The 17,732-nt window shown below is 54.8% G+C and carries 15 protein-coding genes; 9 read left to right on the forward strand and 6 right to left on the reverse strand.

The window, feature by feature from the left end; genetic code table 11:
• Positions 1-81: 81 nt before the first annotated feature.
• The 3 genes from IM291_RS08365 to IM291_RS08375 are packed head-to-tail and all read left to right on the forward strand — an operon-like array spanning position 82 to position 2,997.
• Positions 82-1,767, forward strand: coding sequence for a sensor histidine kinase (locus IM291_RS08365; RefSeq protein WP_041909056.1), 1,686 nt, complete (start codon positions 82-84; stop codon positions 1,765-1,767).
• Positions 1,761-2,480 (forward strand): two-component system response regulator BtsR, encoded by a 720-nt coding sequence (btsR, locus tag IM291_RS08370; RefSeq protein WP_063943461.1) that lies wholly within the window; start codon positions 1,761-1,763, stop codon positions 2,478-2,480. Before IM291_RS08365 ends, btsR begins: the two co-directional genes overlap by 7 nt.
• 46 nt (positions 2,481-2,526) lie before the next feature.
• On the forward strand, positions 2,527-2,997 hold the full coding sequence (locus IM291_RS08375; protein WP_045259745.1) for a DUF1456 family protein: 471 nt from the start codon (positions 2,527-2,529) through the stop codon (positions 2,995-2,997).
• Between the two features lie 31 nt (positions 2,998-3,028).
• Here IM291_RS08375 and metG read toward each other — a convergent pair whose 3' ends face one another.
• The gene (metG, locus tag IM291_RS08380; RefSeq protein WP_049137331.1) at positions 3,029-5,062 is read right to left on the reverse strand and encodes a methionine--tRNA ligase; all 2,034 of its coding nucleotides are present in this window, start codon (positions 5,060-5,062) and stop codon (positions 3,029-3,031) included.
• 137 nt (positions 5,063-5,199) lie between these two features.
• Between metG and apbC the strand changes: the two genes are divergently transcribed.
• A complete protein-coding gene (apbC, locus tag IM291_RS08385; protein ID WP_028013834.1) occupies positions 5,200-6,309 on the forward strand; it encodes an iron-sulfur cluster carrier protein ApbC in 1,110 nt (369 codons plus the stop codon).
• Between the two features lie 92 nt (positions 6,310-6,401).
• Here apbC and IM291_RS08390 read toward each other — a convergent pair whose 3' ends face one another.
• A complete protein-coding gene (locus tag IM291_RS08390; RefSeq protein ID WP_045259769.1) occupies positions 6,402-6,881 on the reverse strand; it encodes a GNAT family N-acetyltransferase in 480 nt (159 codons plus the stop codon).
• Positions 6,832-7,164, reverse strand: coding sequence for an RcnB family protein (locus IM291_RS08395; protein WP_192986598.1), 333 nt, complete (start codon positions 7,162-7,164; stop codon positions 6,832-6,834). Before IM291_RS08395 ends, IM291_RS08390 begins: the two co-directional genes overlap by 50 nt.
• A gap of 475 nt (positions 7,165-7,639) precedes the next feature.
• Here IM291_RS08395 and IM291_RS08400 point away from each other — a divergent pair, with 475 nt between their 5' ends.
• From IM291_RS08400 to IM291_RS08415, 4 genes are all read left to right on the forward strand, one after another.
• Positions 7,640-8,779 carry a polysaccharide export protein gene (locus IM291_RS08400; RefSeq protein ID WP_192986600.1) on the forward strand — a complete coding sequence of 380 codons (1,140 nt, stop codon included), beginning with the start codon at positions 7,640-7,642 and terminating at the stop codon, positions 8,777-8,779.
• Positions 8,779-9,228 (forward strand): protein-tyrosine-phosphatase, encoded by a 450-nt coding sequence (locus IM291_RS08405; RefSeq protein WP_028013831.1) that lies wholly within the window; start codon positions 8,779-8,781, stop codon positions 9,226-9,228. Before IM291_RS08400 ends, IM291_RS08405 begins: the two co-directional genes overlap by 1 nt.
• Positions 9,228-11,402, forward strand: a complete 2,175-nt coding sequence (locus IM291_RS08410; protein ID WP_192986601.1) for a polysaccharide biosynthesis tyrosine autokinase — start codon at positions 9,228-9,230, stop codon at positions 11,400-11,402. The genes IM291_RS08405 and IM291_RS08410 overlap by 1 nt, the downstream gene beginning before the upstream one ends.
• A gap of 75 nt (positions 11,403-11,477) precedes the next feature.
• Positions 11,478-11,993, forward strand: a complete 516-nt coding sequence (locus IM291_RS08415; protein ID WP_192986603.1) for a protein disulfide oxidoreductase — start codon at positions 11,478-11,480, stop codon at positions 11,991-11,993.
• Between the two features lie 37 nt (positions 11,994-12,030).
• On the opposite strand, the gene IM291_RS08420 is transcribed toward IM291_RS08415, so the two are convergent.
• The 3 genes from IM291_RS08420 to IM291_RS08430 all read right to left on the reverse strand — a co-directional run bounded on the left by IM291_RS08420 (position 12,031) and on the right by IM291_RS08430 (position 16,243).
• Positions 12,031-13,497, reverse strand: a complete 1,467-nt coding sequence (locus IM291_RS08420; RefSeq protein ID WP_192986605.1) for an aspartate aminotransferase family protein — start codon at positions 13,495-13,497, stop codon at positions 12,031-12,033.
• An 18-nt stretch (positions 13,498-13,515) separates the two neighbouring features.
• Positions 13,516-14,892, reverse strand: a complete 1,377-nt coding sequence (locus tag IM291_RS08425) for a diaminobutyrate--2-oxoglutarate transaminase (RefSeq protein ID WP_014884533.1) — start codon at positions 14,890-14,892, stop codon at positions 13,516-13,518.
• Between the two features lie 343 nt (positions 14,893-15,235).
• Positions 15,236-16,243, reverse strand: coding sequence for a LacI family DNA-binding transcriptional regulator (locus IM291_RS08430; RefSeq protein WP_069733517.1), 1,008 nt, complete (start codon positions 16,241-16,243; stop codon positions 15,236-15,238).
• A gap of 236 nt (positions 16,244-16,479) precedes the next feature.
• On the opposite strand from IM291_RS08430, the gene IM291_RS08435 reads away from it, so the two are divergent.
• On the forward strand, positions 16,480-17,721 hold the full coding sequence (locus tag IM291_RS08435; protein WP_045259753.1) for an MFS transporter: 1,242 nt from the start codon (positions 16,480-16,482) through the stop codon (positions 17,719-17,721).
• Positions 17,722-17,732 lie beyond the last annotated feature (11 nt).

Below are 17,732 nucleotides of genomic sequence, written 5' to 3' on the forward strand. Positions count from 1 at the left end.
TGCGCTTTTTTGGGGCGCTTCAAAGAAAGTTCAGCCGCATCCGTGTATGTTACGCGTTTTTTAGCGTGTGCGGTTTTGAGTATGTACGAGTTTAACCTGGTGCTGCTGTTGCTTCAGCAGATGTGCGTGTTTCTGGTCATTGCCTGGCTGATGAGCAAAACGCGTCTTTTCATTCCGCTGATGCAGGTCACCGTACGCCTGCCGCACAAGCTGCTCTGCTACGTCACCTTTTCTATTTTTTGCATCATGGGGACCTACTTCGGCCTCCACATCGAAGACTCTATTGCTAATACGCGCGCCATCGGCGCGGTGATGGGCGGGCTGCTGGGCGGACCGGTCGTCGGTGGTCTTGTCGGTTTAACCGGTGGGCTGCATCGCTATTCCATGGGCGGAATGACGGCGCTCAGCTGCATGATCTCGACGATCGTCGAAGGGCTGCTTGGTGGCCTGGTGCACAGCTATATGATTAAGCGCGGTCGCCCGGACAAGGTGTTTAGCCCGCTTACCGCCGGGGCCATTACCTTTGTGGCTGAAATGGCGCAGATGGCGATCATTCTGCTGATTGCCCGCCCGTTCGAGGATGCTCTGCACCTGGTCAGCAGTATTGCCGCCCCGATGATGGTGACCAACACCGTCGGCGCGGCGCTGTTTATGCGTATTCTGCTCGACAAGCGCGCCATGTTTGAGAAGTACACCTCGGCCTTTTCCGCCACGGCGCTGAAGGTTGCCGCCTCGACCGAAGGGATCCTGCGTCAGGGGTTTAACGAAGAGAACAGCATGAAGGTCGCGCAGGTGCTCTATAAAGAGCTGGATATCGGCGCGGTGGCCATTACCGATCGTGAAAAGCTGCTGGCGTTTACCGGCACCGGAGACGATCACCACCTGCCGGGCAAACCGATCTCGTCGACCTATACGCTGCGCGCCATTGAAACCGGCGAAGTAGTGTATGCCGACGGTAACGAAGTGCCTTACCGCTGCTCGCTGCATCCGCAGTGCAAGCTGGGCTCCACGCTCGTCATTCCGCTGCGCGGGGAAAATCAGCGGGTGATGGGCACCATCAAGCTGTATGAGGCGAAAAACCGTCTGTTCAGCTCCATCAACCGCACGCTGGGGGAGGGGATCGCCCAGCTTCTTTCCGCGCAAATTCTGGCCGGGCAGTATGAACGGCAGAAAGCCCTGCTGACGCAGTCTGAAATTAAGCTGCTGCATGCCCAGGTCAATCCGCATTTCCTGTTTAATGCCCTCAACACGCTCAAAGCGGTGATTCGCCGCGACAGCGATCAGGCCGCGCAGCTGGTGCAGTTTTTGTCGACCTTTTTCCGTAAAAACCTGAAGCGCCCGTCAGAGATCGTGACCCTCGCCGACGAAATTGAGCACGTGAATGCCTATCTGCAAATTGAGCAGGCGCGGTTTCAGTCCCGCCTGCAGGTGTCGCTCTCCGTTCCGGACGAGCTGGCGTATCAGCATCTTCCGGCCTTTACCCTGCAGCCTATTGTAGAGAACGCCATCAAGCACGGTACCTCGCAGCTGCTGGGGAGAGGGGAGATAACCATTGCCGCCAGCCGTTTTAACCACCATCTGGTGCTGGATATTGAAGATAACGCCGGGCTGTACCAGCCTTCCGCTTCGGGCGGATTAGGGATGAGCCTGGTTGATAAACGTCTGCGCGCCCATTTTGGCGACGACTGTGGCATTACCGTCGCCTGCGAGCCTGACCGTTTTACCCGTATTACCGTTCGACTGCCGCTGGAGGAAAACGCATGTTAAGAGTGCTGATCGTGGATGACGAGCCGCTGGCACGGGAAAACCTGCGCGTTCTGCTGCAGGAGCAGCCAGACATTGAGATTGTGGGGGAGTGCGCCAACGCCATTGAGGCCATCGGTGCGGTGCACAAGCTGCGCCCGGACGTGCTGTTCCTCGACATTCAGATGCCGCGCATCAGCGGGCTGGAGATGGTCGGCATGCTTGACCCGGCGCATCGCCCCTACATCGTGTTTCTGACGGCGTTCGACGAATATGCCGTTAAGGCTTTTGAGGAGCACGCGTTCGATTATTTACTCAAGCCGATTGAAGAGAAGCGGCTGGAAAAAACGCTCACCCGCTTACGCCAGGAGCGAACCGTCCAGGACGTCACGCTGCTGCCGGATAACCAACAGCCGCTGAAATTTATCCCCTGCACCGGGCACAGCCGGATTTATCTGCTGCAAATGGATGATGTGGCGTTTGTCAGCAGCCGCCTGAGCGGGGTGTTTGTCACCAGCGCGGAAGGGAACGAAGGGTTTACCGAGCTGACCCTGCGCACGCTCGAGAGCCGCACGCCGCTGATTCGCTGTCACCGTCAGTATCTGGTGAACATGGCGCACCTGAAGGAGATCCGTCTGGAAGATAACGGTCAGGCCGAGCTGGTGCTGCGCGCCGGGCAGACCGTCCCCGTCAGCCGCCGCTATCTGAAAAGTTTGAAAGAGGCGATTGGCCTGTAAAACTGGTACACTGCGCGCCATTGCATCATCGACATTCGAAGGCTCTATGCTAAGTAACGATATTCTTCGTAGCCTGCGCTACACCCTGAAAGCAAACAATAACGACATGGTGCGCATTCTTGCGCTGTCCGACATGGAATCCACGTCTGCAAATTTTGATACCTGGATGACCAAAGAGGACGAAGAGGGCTTCGTCCGCTGCCCGGACATCATTCTGTCGGGTTTTCTGAACGGGCTGATTTACGATAAACGTGGAAAAGATGACTCCGCGCCCGAGCTGGCGCTGGAGCGTCGCGTGAACAACAACACGGTGCTGAAAAAGCTGCGAATCGCCTTCTCGCTGAAAACGGACGATATCCAGGCGATCATGACCGAGCAGAAATACCGCGTGTCGATGCCGGAAATTACTGCCATGATGCGCGCGCCGGACCACAAAAATTACCGCGAGTGCGGCGACCAGTTTCTGCGTAATTTCCTGCGCGGGCTGACCCATCGGGTGCATCACCCGAAACCATAAAAAAAGCCGGAGATTATCTCCGGCTTTTTTGTTATTTCACCTGCTGACCCGGCTTCGCGCCTTCGTCTGGGCTTAACAGGAAGATATCCTTCCCGCCAGGGCCTGCTGCCATCACCATCCCCTCGGAAATGCCGAAGCGCATTTTGCGCGGCGCCAGGTTAGCGACCATCACGGTTTGACGGCCGATCAGCACCAGCGGGTCCGGGTAGGCAGAACGGATGCCGGAGAAGACGTTGCGCTTCTCGCCGCCGAGATCCAGCGTCAGGCGCAGCAGCTTGTCAGAGCCTTCCACGAATTCTGCGTTTTCAATCAGCGCCACGCGCAGGTCGACTTTAGCGAAATCATCAAAGGTGATGGTTTCCTGAATCGGATCGTCCGCCAGCGGGCCGGTTACCGGTGCTGCAGCCGCTTTCACCTCTTCTTTAGAGGCTTCGACCAGCGCTTCAACCTGCTTCATCTCGATGCGGTTATACAGCGCCTTAAAGGTGTTCACCTTGTGGCCGAGCAGCGGCTGCGCCATTGCATCCCAGGTCAGTTCGGTGTTCAGGAACGCTTCAGCGCGGGCTGCCAGCTGCGGCAGAACCGGCTTCAGGTACGTCATCAGCACGCGGAACAGGTTGATGCCCATGGAGCAGATGGCCTGCAGATCGGCATCGCGGCCTTCTTGTTTAGCGACAACCCACGGCGCCTGCTCGTCCACATAGCGGTTAGCCAGGTCAGCCAGCGCCATGATTTCACGCACTGCTTTACCGAACTCGCGCGTTTCCCAGGCTTCGCCAATGGTGGCTGCCGCGTCGGTGAAGGTTTGGTACAGGGCAGGGTCCGCCAGCTCAGCGGCCATTACGCCGTCAAAGCGCTTGGCGATAAAGCCCGCGTTACGGGACGCCAGGTTCACCACCTTGTTGACGATGTCTGCGTTCACACGCTGCACGAAATCTTCCAGGTTCAGGTCGATATCGTCGATGCGGGAAGAGAGCTTCGCGGTGTAGTAGTAGCGCAGGCTGTCCGCGTCGAAGTGGTTCAGCCAGGTGCTGGCTTTGATGAACGTCCCGCGGGACTTGGACATTTTCGCGCCGTTCACCGTGACGTAGCCGTGAACAAACAGGTTGGTTGGCTTGCGGAAGTTGCTGCCTTCCAGCATGGCCGGCCAGAACAGGCTGTGGAAGTAAACGATGTCTTTGCCGATGAAGTGGTACAGCTCGGCGGTAGAGTCTTTCTTCCAGTATTCGTCGAAGCTGACGGTGTCGCCCCGCTTGTCGCACAGGTTCTTGAAGGAGCCCATGTAGCCGATTGGCGCATCCAGCCAGACGTAGAAATATTTGCCCGGCGCATTCGGGATTTCGAAGCCAAAGTACGGCGCATCGCGGGAGATATCCCACTGCTGCAGGCCGGATTCGAACCACTCCTGCATCTTGTTCGCCACCTGCTCCTGCAGCGCGCCACTGCGGGTCCACGCCTGCAGCATTTCGCTGAAGGACGGCAGGTCGAAGAAGAAGTGCTCGGAATCACGCATCACAGGTGTGGCGCCGGATACCACGGATTTGGGCTCAATCAGTTCGGTCGGGCTGTAGGTCGCGCCGCAGACTTCGCAGTTATCGCCGTACTGATCCGGGGATTTACATTTTGGACAGGTGCCTTTGACGAAACGGTCCGGCAGGAACATGCCTTTTTCCGGATCGTACAGCTGAGAGATAGTACGGTTTTTGATGAAACCGTTCTCTTTCAGACGGGTGTAGATCAGCTCCGACAGCTCGCGGTTTTCGTCGCTGTGCGTGGAGTGATAGTTGTCATAGCTGATGTCAAAGCCAGCAAAATCGGTCTGATGCTCCTGACTCATTTCGGCAATCATCTGCTCCGGGGAAATCCCCAGCTGCTGCGCTTTCAGCATGATCGGCGTGCCGTGGGCATCGTCCGCACAGATGAAGTTAACCTCGTGGCCGCGCATTCGCTGGTAACGGACCCAGACATCAGCCTGGATATGCTCCAGCATGTGGCCGAGGTGGATTGAGCCGTTGGCGTACGGCAGGGCGCACGTTACCAGAATTTTTTTCGCGACTTGAGTCATAGTAGGCATTACTTCTTTTAACTGTGAAAAGGGTTTTCGATATTACCAAAAGGGGCATTATTAAGTAAGCACAAACCACGGCCTTTCAGGTAAACTTGTTTGTCTAAGGTCTTATTCACAAGAACAAAGGAGTCGGGATGAGTTCTCAATCCCAGGCCAAATCACCGGAAGCCTTACGAGCAATGGTCGCCGGGACGCTGGCTAACTTTCAGCATCCAACCCTGAAACATAACCTCACTACGCTGAAAGCGTTGCACCACGTCGCGTGGCTTGACGATACGCTGCACGTTGAAGTGCAGATGCCGTTCGTCTGGACCAGCGCCTTTGATGCGCTGAAAGAGCAGACCAGCGCCGAGCTGCTGCGCATTACCGGTGCGAAAGCGATTGACTGGAAGCTGAGCCACAGCATTGCCACGCTGAAGCGTGTGAAAAATCAGCCGGGCGTCAACGGGGTGAAAAACATCATCGCCGTGAGTTCAGGTAAGGGTGGGGTGGGTAAATCCTCTACCGCCGTCAACCTCGCGCTCGCGCTGGCGGCGGAAGGGGCAAAGGTCGGTATTCTGGATGCCGATATCTACGGTCCGTCTATTCCAAACATGCTGGGTGCGGAAAATCAACGTCCAACCTCGCCGGACGGCACGCATATGGCGCCGATCGTGGCGCACGGTCTGGCGACCAACTCCATCGGTTACCTGGTGACCGACGATAACGCCATGGTCTGGCGCGGCCCGATGGCCAGCAAAGCGCTGCTGCAGATGCTGCAGGAAACGATGTGGCCGGATCTGGATTATCTGGTGCTGGACATGCCGCCGGGCACCGGTGACATTCAGCTGACGCTGGCGCAGAACATCCCGGTAACGGGGGCCGTTGTGGTCACCACGCCGCAGGATATCGCGCTGATCGACGCCAAAAAAGGCATCGTGATGTTCGAGAAAGTGGAAGTGCCGGTGCTCGGCATCGTCGAGAACATGAGCATGCACATCTGCAGCAACTGCGGACACCATGAGCCTATCTTTGGTACGGGTGGGGCGGAAAAACTGGCAGCGCAGTATCACACCCAGCTGTTGGGGCAGATGCCGCTGCATATTTCCTTGCGTGAAGATCTGGACAGCGGGAAGCCGACGGTCGTCAGCCGTCCGGACAGCGAGTTCGCTGAGATGTATCGCCAGCTGGCGGGGCGCGTTGCGGCGCAGCTCTACTGGCAGGGTGAAGTGATCCCGGGTGAAATCGCCTTCCGCGCGGTGTAACCCCCAGCGCTGGATTGCCGGGTGGCGGCTTCGCCTTACCCGGCCTACGAAATACGATTTTGTAGGTCAGGTAAGCGAAGCGCCACCTGACTTTACCCAAGCCGGTAATGCATAAGATAGTACTCTCCCTCAGGAGAATTCCCCGTCGCCTCAATGTGCCAGCCGTGGCGCTGGTAAAACGTAATAGCCCGCGCATTTTTCACCAGACACTTGAGTGAGCCCGTGCTGGTAAACGTCTTCTGTACGTGCTCAAGCAACACATGTCCGACGCCCAGGCTCTGATACTGCGGGTCGACAAACAGGTTGTGCAGAAAATTATCGTTCGTCCAGACTGAGGCGAAGCCAAGACGGTGCCCATCCTGCTCCGCCACCCAAATCTCTTCGTCCAGGGTTGCCGCGTCAAAATCTTCAAGCTGCCACGCAGAACTGTCCAGCCACGGCCAGGCTTCACGCCGGGCGTGGAGGTAGAGCGTACGCAGGAAAGGGCGGTCGCTCTCCTGCCACGGACGGATTACGATCGTATCAGCGATGATAGAAAATATCTCCATTGTAGGCTTTGTAGATTTTGCCATCTGCATCGCCAATCAGGACGTAGTTTTCGCCCATGTAGGTCCAGTGGGTACCGGCATCCGGTGCCGGAAGGTTACGCAGCTGGTACTGTTTAATGGTGTACTCCGGCGTTTGATACTGCGCCGGTGCCGTATCGCCGATTTTAAACTTCGTGAAATCGGCGATGAACTCTTGTTCTTCATAGGCCTTGATGCCCGATGGCGCAGCGGCGGTTTGCGGAGCAGAAAACGCGGAGCCCGCCAGAGACAGTAATGCACCCAGAAGCAGCAATTTACGCTTAGCCATTTTTTCTCCAGTGATATTGTTTCAGAGACTTTCGTCTGCAGGGCACACAGCACAAGACAGACGGTCTATTTTAAGTATCAAAGCATGATGCGTTTGATAAAAAATGTAACAAAAGTGGAGGGGTTTGGGTAGTCGATAACGGTGATGCTCATCATTGCGGTGAATGTTGATTGTGCGGAATATTTGTTATTTTTATTATTTTATTAATCTATTCTGAAAATAAGTTTATACGTCAAAATAGCACCGTTAAGCGAATGCTTTCGTAAGGGATAACATTTAATATCGCGGCGCATAAAGTATTATTACTCTCCGTTTTCTTGCGCAATTGTGCGCTGTTTTTTAACTTTTTAAACAACAGCGAACGTGTGTTTTATAGCATCGCGGGGAAATAATAAATAACTATATTTCAATGACTTGCTTGCTTTCTTTTGCGAGTTAACTACCCAGCGCAACGATAAATCAACATTTTATATAAATGAAAAATACAACTGCTCTTTTACTGTCCTTTCTGACGCTCAGCCAGCTAACAGGATGTGTATTTTCACCAGGCCAGAACTTAAGTCTTTCCGGGAAAAAAGTCACTACCGATGAGGAAATTAACGATCCGCTGGACAAACGCGTGGAAGTTTTTCCTTTAACCCCTGGATTGATTGAAAAACTGCGCCCACCCGTTTCTAAATCTCAGGCAAATCCTACTCTGGATGAGCAGCTCAAAAACTGGGAATACCGCATTGGCTCAGGGGACATTTTGACGGTCACCGTCTGGGATCACCCTGAACTCACGACGCCCGCAGGGCAGTACCGTAGCGCGAGCGACGCGGGTAACTGGGTTAACGCCGATGGTACGCTTTTCTACCCCTACGTCGGCAAGCTGAAAGTGGCGGGCAAAACGGTTTCGCAGGTACGTGAGGAGATCACCGCGCGGCTGGATGAGGTCATTGAGAGCCCTCAGGTGGACGTCAGCGTTGCCTCCTTCCGTTCTCAAAAAGCCTATATCACCGGAGAGGTTGAGAAATCGGGCCAGCAGCCAATAACCAATATTCCATTAACGGTAATGGATGCGGTGAACGCCGCGGGCGGTCTCTCTGCGGATGCCGACTGGCGTAACGTCGTGCTCACGCATGATGGCCAGGACTCGCGCCTTTCACTCTATGCTCTCATGCAACATGGCGATTTAACCCAAAATAAGCTGCTTTATCCGGGCGATATCCTGTTTGTTCCCCGGAACGACGCGCTGAAAGTGTTTGTGATGGGCGAGGTTGTTAAACAGAGCACCCTTAAGATGGATCGTAGCGGCATGACGCTGGCCGAAGCCCTGGGGAATGCAGGCGGGCTGAACCAGAATATGGCCGATGCAACCGGGATTTTTGTTATTCGCCCGGTTTCACGAAAAGGCGAGAAAGATAAAATCGCCAACATCTATCAACTCAATGCGGAAGATGCCTCAGCCATGGTGCTGAGCACAGAATTCGAGCTGGAACCGTACGACATTGTCTATGTCACGACGGCACCGCTTTCACGCTGGAATCGTGTGATCGCCCAGCTGGTACCCACCATCAGTGGCGTACATGACCTGACCGAAACCGTCCGTTACATCAGGTCGTGGCCGCAATAATGTTCAATTCAATTCTCGTGGTTTGCACCGGCAATATTTGCCGTTCACCGATTGGTGAGCGGCTGTTGCGCCAGCAGCTACCCGACGCGCAGGTGACCTCGGCAGGTATTTTCGGGCTTGAAGGACGCCCGGCGGATGCGACTGCAAAGGCAGTCGCCTTACGTCATGGCGTTTCGCTGGAAGGTCACGTGGCGCGTAAGGTCACACGTTTTCTGTTACAAAAATCCGATTTGATTCTGGTGATGGAGCCAGAGCATCTCCGTTTTATTGCCTCAGTGGCGCCGGAGAATCGGGGGAAGTCGCTGTTGTTTGGTCAGTGGCTGGAAACAAAGGACATTCCCGACCCGTATCGCAAAAGCCGGGAAGCCTTCGAATATGTTTTCGAGCAGTTAGGAAAAGCCAGTCAGGAATGGGCTCGTCGTTTGCGTCAACAAGGAATGAAGCAGTAATGTCGTCTCATAAATCAGACAAATTTGGTGCTGCGACACCGCATGATAATGAAATTGATCTCATTCAGCTGTTGGCTGAGATGTTTGATCATCGGGTAATGATAGCGTGCATCACGCTCCTGTTCACCGTATGCGCCGGGATCTATGCGTATAGCGTCACACCGATCTATCAGGCTGATGCCCTTGTGCAGATAGAAGCGAAGCAGGACAACTCGTTGCTCAAAAGCTTAAGCCAGTTTGGTACCGATCTTTCACCTGATGTTGCGCCCGAACTCTTGCTGCTCAAGTCGCGGATGATTCTGGGAGAGACCGTTGATAAGCTGGGGCTAACGTACAGCGTCAAACGGCGCATGCTGCCCGTCATTGGGCCGCTGCTGGAACGAGGGCGTAAAGCCGGTGAACTGACAATTGGTGCGCTTACCCTTCCTCTTCTGGAAGACAAGCCACAGGAACTTTTACTGACCGTGCAGGAGCAGGGCCGGTATCACCTCGAAGGAAAAACGCTTGAGGCTGATGGCGTTGTTGGGAAAACGCTGGTTAAAGGCGGAGTAACGCTGCTTGTCACCTCGCTCAGTGCGGCACCAGGCACCCGGTTTGCCCTCAAAACCGTCACAAAGCTTGAAGCAATTAACGCCCTTCAGCGCCGACTCATTGTTTCTGAGTCGGCGAAGCAGAGCGGAATTATTAGCTTAACGCTGACGGGCGAGGACCCTGACAAGATCGCCGTGGTGCTCAATACCATTGCTGAAAATTATCTCAGCCAGAATATTGCGCGCCAGGAAGCTAAAGATACCCGCAGCCTGACGTTTTTACAGGACCAATTACCTAAAATCAGGCGCGAACTGGATGAAGCCGAAGCACGACTGAACGCCTACAGAGAGCAGCGCGATTCTGTCGATCTATCCCTTGAGGCGAAGACGGTCCTCGATCAGGTTGTTAATGTGGAAAATCAGCTTAACGAGCTGACGTTCCGCGAAGCAGAAGTTTCTCAGCTTTTCAAAAAGGATCACCCAACCTACCGCGCCTTACGGGAAAAAAAACAGACCCTGGAGCAGGAACGTACGCGCCTGAATAACCGAGTCTCATCCATGCCTTCTACGCAGCAGGAAATTTTGCGTTTAAGCCGTGACGTTGAGTCCGGGCGCACCATCTACCTGCAGCTGCTGACGCGTCAGCAGGAGCTGAATATCTCGCGCTCCAGCGCCATCGGAAACGTGCGGATCATTGACCCTGCAGTAACGCAGCCTGGACCCGTCAAACCGCAGAAAGTGATTATCATTGTGTTCGGTATGCTGGTGGGATTGATGCTCTCTGCAGGAACGGTGTTGGTGCGCTCTGCGTTTAAACGGGGCATCACCTCGTCTGAACAGCTGGAAGCGCAGGGAATGCCTCTTCTGGCTACGCTCCCGCGTTCAGTGTGGCTATGGAAAAAAACGCATTTACGCAGAAGGACGCTGTTTGCTTCCCACTGGAAGCACAGGACGTCAAACGTACCTTTCCTGCCCGTTGACCGTCCGGCGGATATATTTGTCGAGGCGGTGCGCGGGTTACGCACCAGTCTGCATTTTACCACGATGAATGCCGTTAATCGGATAGTGGTGATTTCAGGTCCTTCGCAGGACTGCGGAAAGACTTTGGTGAGCACTTCGCTGGCGTCGATTGCCGCTCAGGCAGGTCAACGGGTACTGTTTATTGATGCGGATATGCGCAAGGGATATGTTCACAATATTTTCAAACTGAACAACCAGCATGGCTTGTCCGGCGTGCTGGGGGGAAGCGTAGAGTGGCAGGATGCGATTCAACGCTTCGAAAAAGGTGGCTTTGATGTCTTGACCTGTGGGCCTCAGCCTTCGCATCCTGTCGAGCTGCTTATGAATGAGCGCTTCCAGACGGTAATGTCACGAATAGACAAAGAGTACGACATCGTGATTGTCGACACGCCACCGGTGCTGGCCGTGACGGATGCGCTACTCGTCGCCAGAGCCGCGGCAACCACGTTGCTGGTTGCCCGTTTCGGTAAAACCAGCGTCAAAGAGATCGAAAACTGTCGGAAGCGTCTGCAGCAGATGGGCGTCCAGGTTGAAGGCGCGATTCTCAATGATATTGTGAAATCCGCTGCGTTCTATTACCACTCGGGTTATAGCCATTACAACTACGGCTATACCCCGGAATAAAGTGACGCGACACTTCTTTACAGCATGACGCCGAATAGCCCGCTAAGATGACCTCCGTTAAATCGAGAGGTCATAATGGATAACCGTAAATTGAGTCGCCTGCGCCGCTGGGCGCGGGAAGGGATCATACTCATTCTGCTTACGCTGGCGGTCATGTGGGGCATGGATCAATACCGAAAGCCGTCATTACCCGCCAGCTTTAGCGCAACGCCTATGCAGAGCATCGACGGTAACATTCACGATATCGCGGCGCTCAGCAAGGAGCGCCCCCTGCTGATTTACGTCTGGGCAACCTGGTGTAGCATCTGTCGTTATACGACACCTGCGGTCGATAAGCTGGCAAAAGAGGGCGGTAACGTCGTGAGCATTGCCATGCGCTCCGGTGATGATGCAAAGCTCGCTCGCTGGGCTGAAAAGAAAAACCTGAGTATGCCGGTGATTAACGATGCAAACGGCGCCGTGTCGCAGCAGTGGCAGGTGAGCGTAACGCCGACGCTGGTGATTGTGTCAAAGGGGAAAGTAGTCAGTACCACAACGGGCTGGACGAGCTACTGGGGATTGAAAATCAGAATGTGGTGGGCAGGCGTATAAAGATAACCCCTCTTCCGACGGAAGAGGGGTTTTTGTATTACTTCGCGAGAACTTCCTGCGCGGTGCGCTCAACCAGCGACAGCAGGATTATGATATCCTCCAGCGTCACGGTTGGGTTCAGCAGAGTCAGCTTCAGGCAGGTGATGCCGTTATGCTCGGTCACACCGACGTTTGCACGGCCGGATTCCAGCAGCGCATCACCAATTTTCTGGTTCAGCAGGGCGATGCCCGCGTCGTCCATCTGCACCTGGCCACGGAAGCGGAACAGCACGCTTGCCAGCTGTGGCTGCATAACCAGTTCCAGAGCAGGCTGCTCTTTCACGTAGGCCGCAACCTGCTGCGCCAGCGTTACGCCGTGATCGATGATCGCCGCGTATTGCTCCTGACCCAGCGCTTCCAGGCTCATCCACAGCTTCAGCGCGTCGAAACGACGGGTGGTCTGCAGAGATTTGGACACCAGATTAGGCACGCCCGCTTCTTCGTCGAACTCAGAGTTCAGGTAGGCCGCCTGATAGCGCATCAGCTCATAGTGACGCGCTTCTTTCAGCAGGAACGCGCCGCAGCTGATGGTCTGGAAGAACTGCTTGTGGAAGTCCAGGGTGACGGAATCCACCAGCTCGATGCCGTCCAGGTAGTGACGATACTGATCGGACATCAGCAGCGCGCCGCCCCAGGCCGCGTCAACGTGTACCCAGATATTCTGCTTCGCCGCCAGTTCAGCAATGGCACGCAGCGGATCGATAGCACCGGCATCGGTAGTACCTGCCGTCGCGACGATGGCCAGAATCTGCTCCCCGTTCGCGTTGCACTGCTCGATTTTCGCCGCCAGATCGCTCAGATCCATGCGGGAGAACTCGTCGGTTTTCACCTGCACTACGGACTGATAGCCCAGGCCCATCAGCGCCATGTTTTTCTGCACGGAGAAGTGCGCGTTCTCGGAGCACAGCACGCGAATTTTGCGCAGATCGCCCACCAGACCGTCCTGCTGAACGGAGTGGCCCTGACGCGCGAAGAATGCGTCACGCGCCAGCATCAGACCCATCAGGTTGCTCTGGGTACCGCCGCTGGTGAACACACCCGCGTCGCCAGCCTGATAACCCACGCGGGTACGCAGCCACTCGATCAGTTTGATCTCAATAATGGTTGCGGACGGGCTTTGATCCCAGGAGTCCATACTCTGGTTAGTGGCGTTGATCAGCACTTCCGCCGCCTGGCTTACCACCAGGCTTGGGCAGTGCAGGTGCGCCACACACTGCGGGTGATGAACGGACAAGCTGTCTTTCAGGAAGAATTCCACGGCGCGTTCAATCGCCGCTTCGTTGCCCAGCCCTTTCGGGTTGAAATCCAGCTTAATACGGTCGCGCAGCTCCGCGACCGTTTTGCCCTGGTACATCTCAGGCTGCTTCAGCCACTGCATCACAGCCTGAGTGCTTTGTTCAATCGCCTGCTGGTAAGCTTCAATGCTCTGCGCAGAGGAGAACAAAATTGGGTTTGAATCTGACATCGTAATCAACTACTCCGGTTACGCCGGGCGAACGCCCGCAGCAAGCAGTGCCTGCTCGAATTTATCCAGGAAGATTTTCAGCTCTTCGTCGCTGATCAGCAGGGAAGGCAGCAGGCGCAGAACGATACCGTTACGACCACCACGCTCCAGAATCAGACCGGCTTCAAAGCACTTCTTCTGAATCAGTGCAGACAGCTCGCCGTCGCCAGGGAAGCAGCCCATATGGTCAGCAGCTTCGTGTGGCTTAACGATCTCGATACCGATCATCATGCCCAGACCGCGCACGTGACCGATGACCGGATAACGTTTTGCCATCTCTTTCAGCTGGCCTTTCAGCCATTCGCCCTGTGCAGCCACTTTGCCCGCGATGTTCTGGTCTTTCAGGATCTTCAGCGTTGTCAGGCCGGTTGCCATTGCCAGCTGGTTGCCGCGGAAAGTACCGGTGTGGTGGCCTGGCGCCCATGCGTCGAACTGCTTTTTGATACCGAGCACGGCCAGCGGCAGACCGCCACCAACCGCTTTAGACATCACGATGATGTCTGGCTCGATGCCCGCATGTTCGAAGGCGAAGAATTTACCGGTACGGGCAAAGCCAGCCTGAACTTCGTCGAGGATCAGCAGAATGCCGTGTTCCTGAGTCACTTTACGAATGCGCTGTAACCACTCAGCCGGAGCCGGGTTCACGCCGCCTTCGCCCTGAACGGCTTCCAGGATCACCGCGGCAGGTTTACGCACGCCGCTTTCAACGTCGTTGATCAGGTTGTCGAAGTAGTAAGTCAGCGCTTTCACGCCCGCTTCACCACCGATACCCAGCGGGCAGCGGTACTCGTGCGGGTAAGGCATGAACTGCACTTCTGGCATCATACCGTCAACCGCTTCTTTCGGAGACAGGTTGCCGGTCACGGACAGTGCGCCGTGGGTCATGCCGTGGTAACCACCAGAGAAGCTGATGATACCGCTACGGCCGGTCACTTTTTTCGCCAGCTTCAGCGCCGCTTCAACGGCGTCGGCACCGGATGGACCGGTGAACTGCAGGCAGTACTCTTTGCCCTGACCAGGCAGCAGAGAGAGCAGATATTCAGAAAACGCGTCTTTCAGAGGCGTAGTCAGATCCAGAGTGTGTAACGGCAAGCCGCTGGTAATGACATTTTGGATGCTTTTCAGCACATCAGGATGGTTATGGCCAAGCGCAAGGGTCCCTGCGCCTGCTAAACAGTCAAGGTATTCTTTATTATCTGCATCGGTGATCCACACGCCTTCTGCTTTAGTAATCGCTAAAGGCAGTTTGCGCGGATAACTCCTGACGTTAGATTCAAACTCGGCCTGACGGGCCAGATAGGTTTCGTTGCTTTTGTGGGCATCTACGGTGTCAATACGGACTTTATCCGTCATCATATCACTCCTACAACCGCCGCTTCGCTATGAGCCACGATTGAATAAAAAGTTAAAAAACAGATGGGGCCTGAAAAAAACGCCGCCAATATAGAGCCTTTTGTCACGGGGCTCAATGGTTAATTTGTTTACTGTTTTGTGACATGGAACACAGGAGAGGCAATATCACCATTTTTAAAAAGAAAATTGCACTTTATTGCCAATAAAAACAATTGCTTATTCGGCATTTGTTTGGGTTGTTAAATGACAGGAAAGAGTGTGACAAATCGTGCCATTGGCTGACAAAAGAAGGGGGTATGCTGCCTTCATAACCCCTTATTCTTCCATCAACGACAAAAAGCGGGAGTCACATGGCGCGTGCAATGGAATCACGCATTAAAAATGGACTTTCAACGCGCGTCGTTTCCCGGTGTTGTTCACCGTTAATAATGTGCAGGGCGCTCAGGCGACCAATTTCGTAGTGGGGCAACTGAACCGTTGAAAGAGGCGGCAAAAACAGCTCGCCAATGCCCACCATATTGTCATAGCCGATAACCGCGACATCCTCAGGGATGCGAAGCCCTTGCGCCAGCAGCGTCTGGTACACCATAAACGCGATACGATCGTTACCGCAGATAACGGAATCAAACCGCGGGATGCCGTTCTGGATGCGCGCCAGCAATGCGGACGGAATATCACGATAATGCTCATCCCCGTGCGCCATATACTCATGTTCCAGGCTGTCCGGGTCGATTCCGGCTTCACGGCAGGCGCGTTCAAGCCCCTGACGGCGGCGGGTTGTGGCCAGATGGCCCACAGGTAAATGCAGACACAGGGGCTGCCGATAGCCTTCTGCGAGTAATGCCCTGACGGCGGCGTATTGCCCCTGTTCATCATCCGGAATATAGCTGGCGACCTTTTCACCGACACTCTCGCAGTTGGCCAGCACGCAGGGGAGGGTGAGCAGCTTGGCAGGAAGAGGAACCTGACGTAACCCCATCGTGGTGTAGATAATCCCGTCTGGCCGGTGGGAGAGCAGAAGATCGACAATGGCATCCGGATTGTCGTCAGCAAACATATTCATGACGAAGCTATTCCAGCCGTGCATCCTGGCCGTCTCTTCAATGGACAGCGTAATCTCCACCGAAAAAGGTGTCGTGACCGTATCGAGCGCCAGCACGCCTATGGTTTTAGGCGAAGCATTCGCGCCGCGTATTTTTTTGGCGGACAGATCGGGAACGTAGCTGGTTTGCTCGATAGCCCACTGTACGCGCGCCAGCGTTTCCGGTTTAAGGCGCTCCGGGCTGTTAAGCGCGCGGGAAACCGTCATCAGCGATACGTTAGCCAGCTTTGCGACGTCCTTCAGGGAAGCCATTTTCTTACTCCGTTAATGCTCTGTGAGAGGGTATACAACTAAGTCGCTGATGTAAAAGGAAGGCTGATGACCAGGTTAAGTCATGCTTACCTCAGTTATGAATTTATGATCGCGATCTCACTTCCTTAATGTTAACGTTAACTTTCGTGATTAACATCTTAAATCTTCATCAGGCAGCATGAGAGAGCATGGATGTTAACGTTACCATTGGGTCATTACTCCAACACGAGAATGCCATGATGAAAACGCATCACTCTCACAGCTATCCCTTACTGAGCGCATTACTGTTTTTCTTTTTTGTCACCTGGTCATCTTCCGGCTCGTTGCTCTCTATCTGGCTCCACCAGGAAGTGGGGTTAAAAGCGGGGGATACGGGCGTTATCTATGCCGTGCTTTCCGTCTCCGCGCTGTTTGCTCAAATCTGCTATGGATTTATTCAGGACAAACTCGGCCTGCGCAAAAACCTGCTCTGGTTTCTGACCAGTCTGCTTATCCTTTCCGGTCCGGCCTTTTTGCTGTTTGGCTATCTGCTGCAAATTAACGTGTTGCTGGGCAGTATTTTCGGCGGGATTTTTATTGGCCTGACGTTTAACGGTGGGATTGGGGTGCTGGAATCCTATACCGAACGCGTGGCCCGTCAGAGCCAGTTTGAGTTTGGCAAGGCGAGAATGTGGGGATCGCTTGGCTGGGCGGCGGCAACCTTTTTTGCGGGGCTCCTGTTTAACATCAATCCGAAGCTGAATTTCGCTGTCGCGAGCTGCGCCGGGCTGGTGTTTTTTGTTTTGCTCGCGCGCCTGCGGGTCTCTTCCGCACCGCACGCCATGCAGGAAGCGGTGTCCGGTGGCAAGGTGACGCTGGAAGACGCATTGCGCCTGCTGACGCTGCCGCGTTTCTGGGCGCTGGTGTTTTTCGTTATCGGCACCTGCATTTACGGCGTTTACGATCAGCAGTTCCCGGTCTATTTCTCATCACAGTTCCCGACGTTGCAGGAAGGGAACGCCATGTACGGCTATCTCAACTCCTTCCAGGTTTTCCTTGAGGCGGCGGGCATGTTTTGCGCCCCGTGGCTGGTGAACCGCCTCGGCGCGAAAAACGGGCTGATATTCGCGGGAATGGTGATGGCAATGCGTATGGTGGCATCCGGTCTGGTTGAGGGGCCGGTGCTCATCTCCATTACCAAGCTGCTGCACGCGGTAGAACTGCCCGTATTGCTGGTCTCGGTATTTAAATACAACAGCTTACATTTTGATAAGCGGCTCTCTTCCACGCTCTATCTGGTGGGCTTTGCCTGTACAAGCTCGGTGATTGCGTCTGTGCTGTCGCCGCTGGCGGGTTACAGCTATGAGAAATACGGCTTTGCCCAATCCTATCTCATTATGGGGCTGTTAGTTTTCAGCACCACGCTCATCTCCATCTTCCTGTTGCGCTCGGGTAAGTCTTCTTCTGACCCGCTCATGCCGCAACCCTCCACTATCTGACTGAAAAGAGT

The organism is Enterobacter cloacae complex sp. P27C (genome assembly GCF_014895705.1).
Classification (GTDB): Bacteria; Pseudomonadota; Gammaproteobacteria; order Enterobacterales; family Enterobacteriaceae; genus Enterobacter; species Enterobacter bugandensis.

Coding starts and splice junctions, on each gene's coding strand:
- IM291_RS08365 (WP_041909056.1), top strand. CDS start 82: ATGTACGAGTTTAACCTGGTGCTGCTGTTGCTTCAGCAGATGTGCGTG.
- btsR (WP_063943461.1), top strand. CDS start 1,761: ATGTTAAGAGTGCTGATCGTGGATGACGAGCCGCTGGCACGGGAAAAC.
- IM291_RS08375 (WP_045259745.1), top strand. CDS start 2,527: ATGCTAAGTAACGATATTCTTCGTAGCCTGCGCTACACCCTGAAAGCA.
- metG (WP_049137331.1), bottom strand. CDS start 5,062: ATGACTCAAGTCGCGAAAAAAATTCTGGTAACGTGCGCCCTGCCGTAC.
- apbC (WP_028013834.1), top strand. CDS start 5,200: ATGAGTTCTCAATCCCAGGCCAAATCACCGGAAGCCTTACGAGCAATG.
- IM291_RS08390 (WP_045259769.1), bottom strand. CDS start 6,881: ATGGCAAAATCTACAAAGCCTACAATGGAGATATTTTCTATCATCGCT.
- IM291_RS08395 (WP_192986598.1), bottom strand. CDS start 7,164: ATGGCTAAGCGTAAATTGCTGCTTCTGGGTGCATTACTGTCTCTGGCG.
- IM291_RS08400 (WP_192986600.1), top strand. CDS start 7,640: ATGAAAAATACAACTGCTCTTTTACTGTCCTTTCTGACGCTCAGCCAG.
- IM291_RS08405 (WP_028013831.1), top strand. CDS start 8,779: ATGTTCAATTCAATTCTCGTGGTTTGCACCGGCAATATTTGCCGTTCA.
- IM291_RS08410 (WP_192986601.1), top strand. CDS start 9,228: ATGTCGTCTCATAAATCAGACAAATTTGGTGCTGCGACACCGCATGAT.
- IM291_RS08415 (WP_192986603.1), top strand. CDS start 11,478: ATGGATAACCGTAAATTGAGTCGCCTGCGCCGCTGGGCGCGGGAAGGG.
- IM291_RS08420 (WP_192986605.1), bottom strand. CDS start 13,497: ATGTCAGATTCAAACCCAATTTTGTTCTCCTCTGCGCAGAGCATTGAA.
- IM291_RS08425 (WP_014884533.1), bottom strand. CDS start 14,892: ATGATGACGGATAAAGTCCGTATTGACACCGTAGATGCCCACAAAAGC.
- IM291_RS08430 (WP_069733517.1), bottom strand. CDS start 16,243: ATGGCTTCCCTGAAGGACGTCGCAAAGCTGGCTAACGTATCGCTGATG.
- IM291_RS08435 (WP_045259753.1), top strand. CDS start 16,480: ATGATGAAAACGCATCACTCTCACAGCTATCCCTTACTGAGCGCATTA.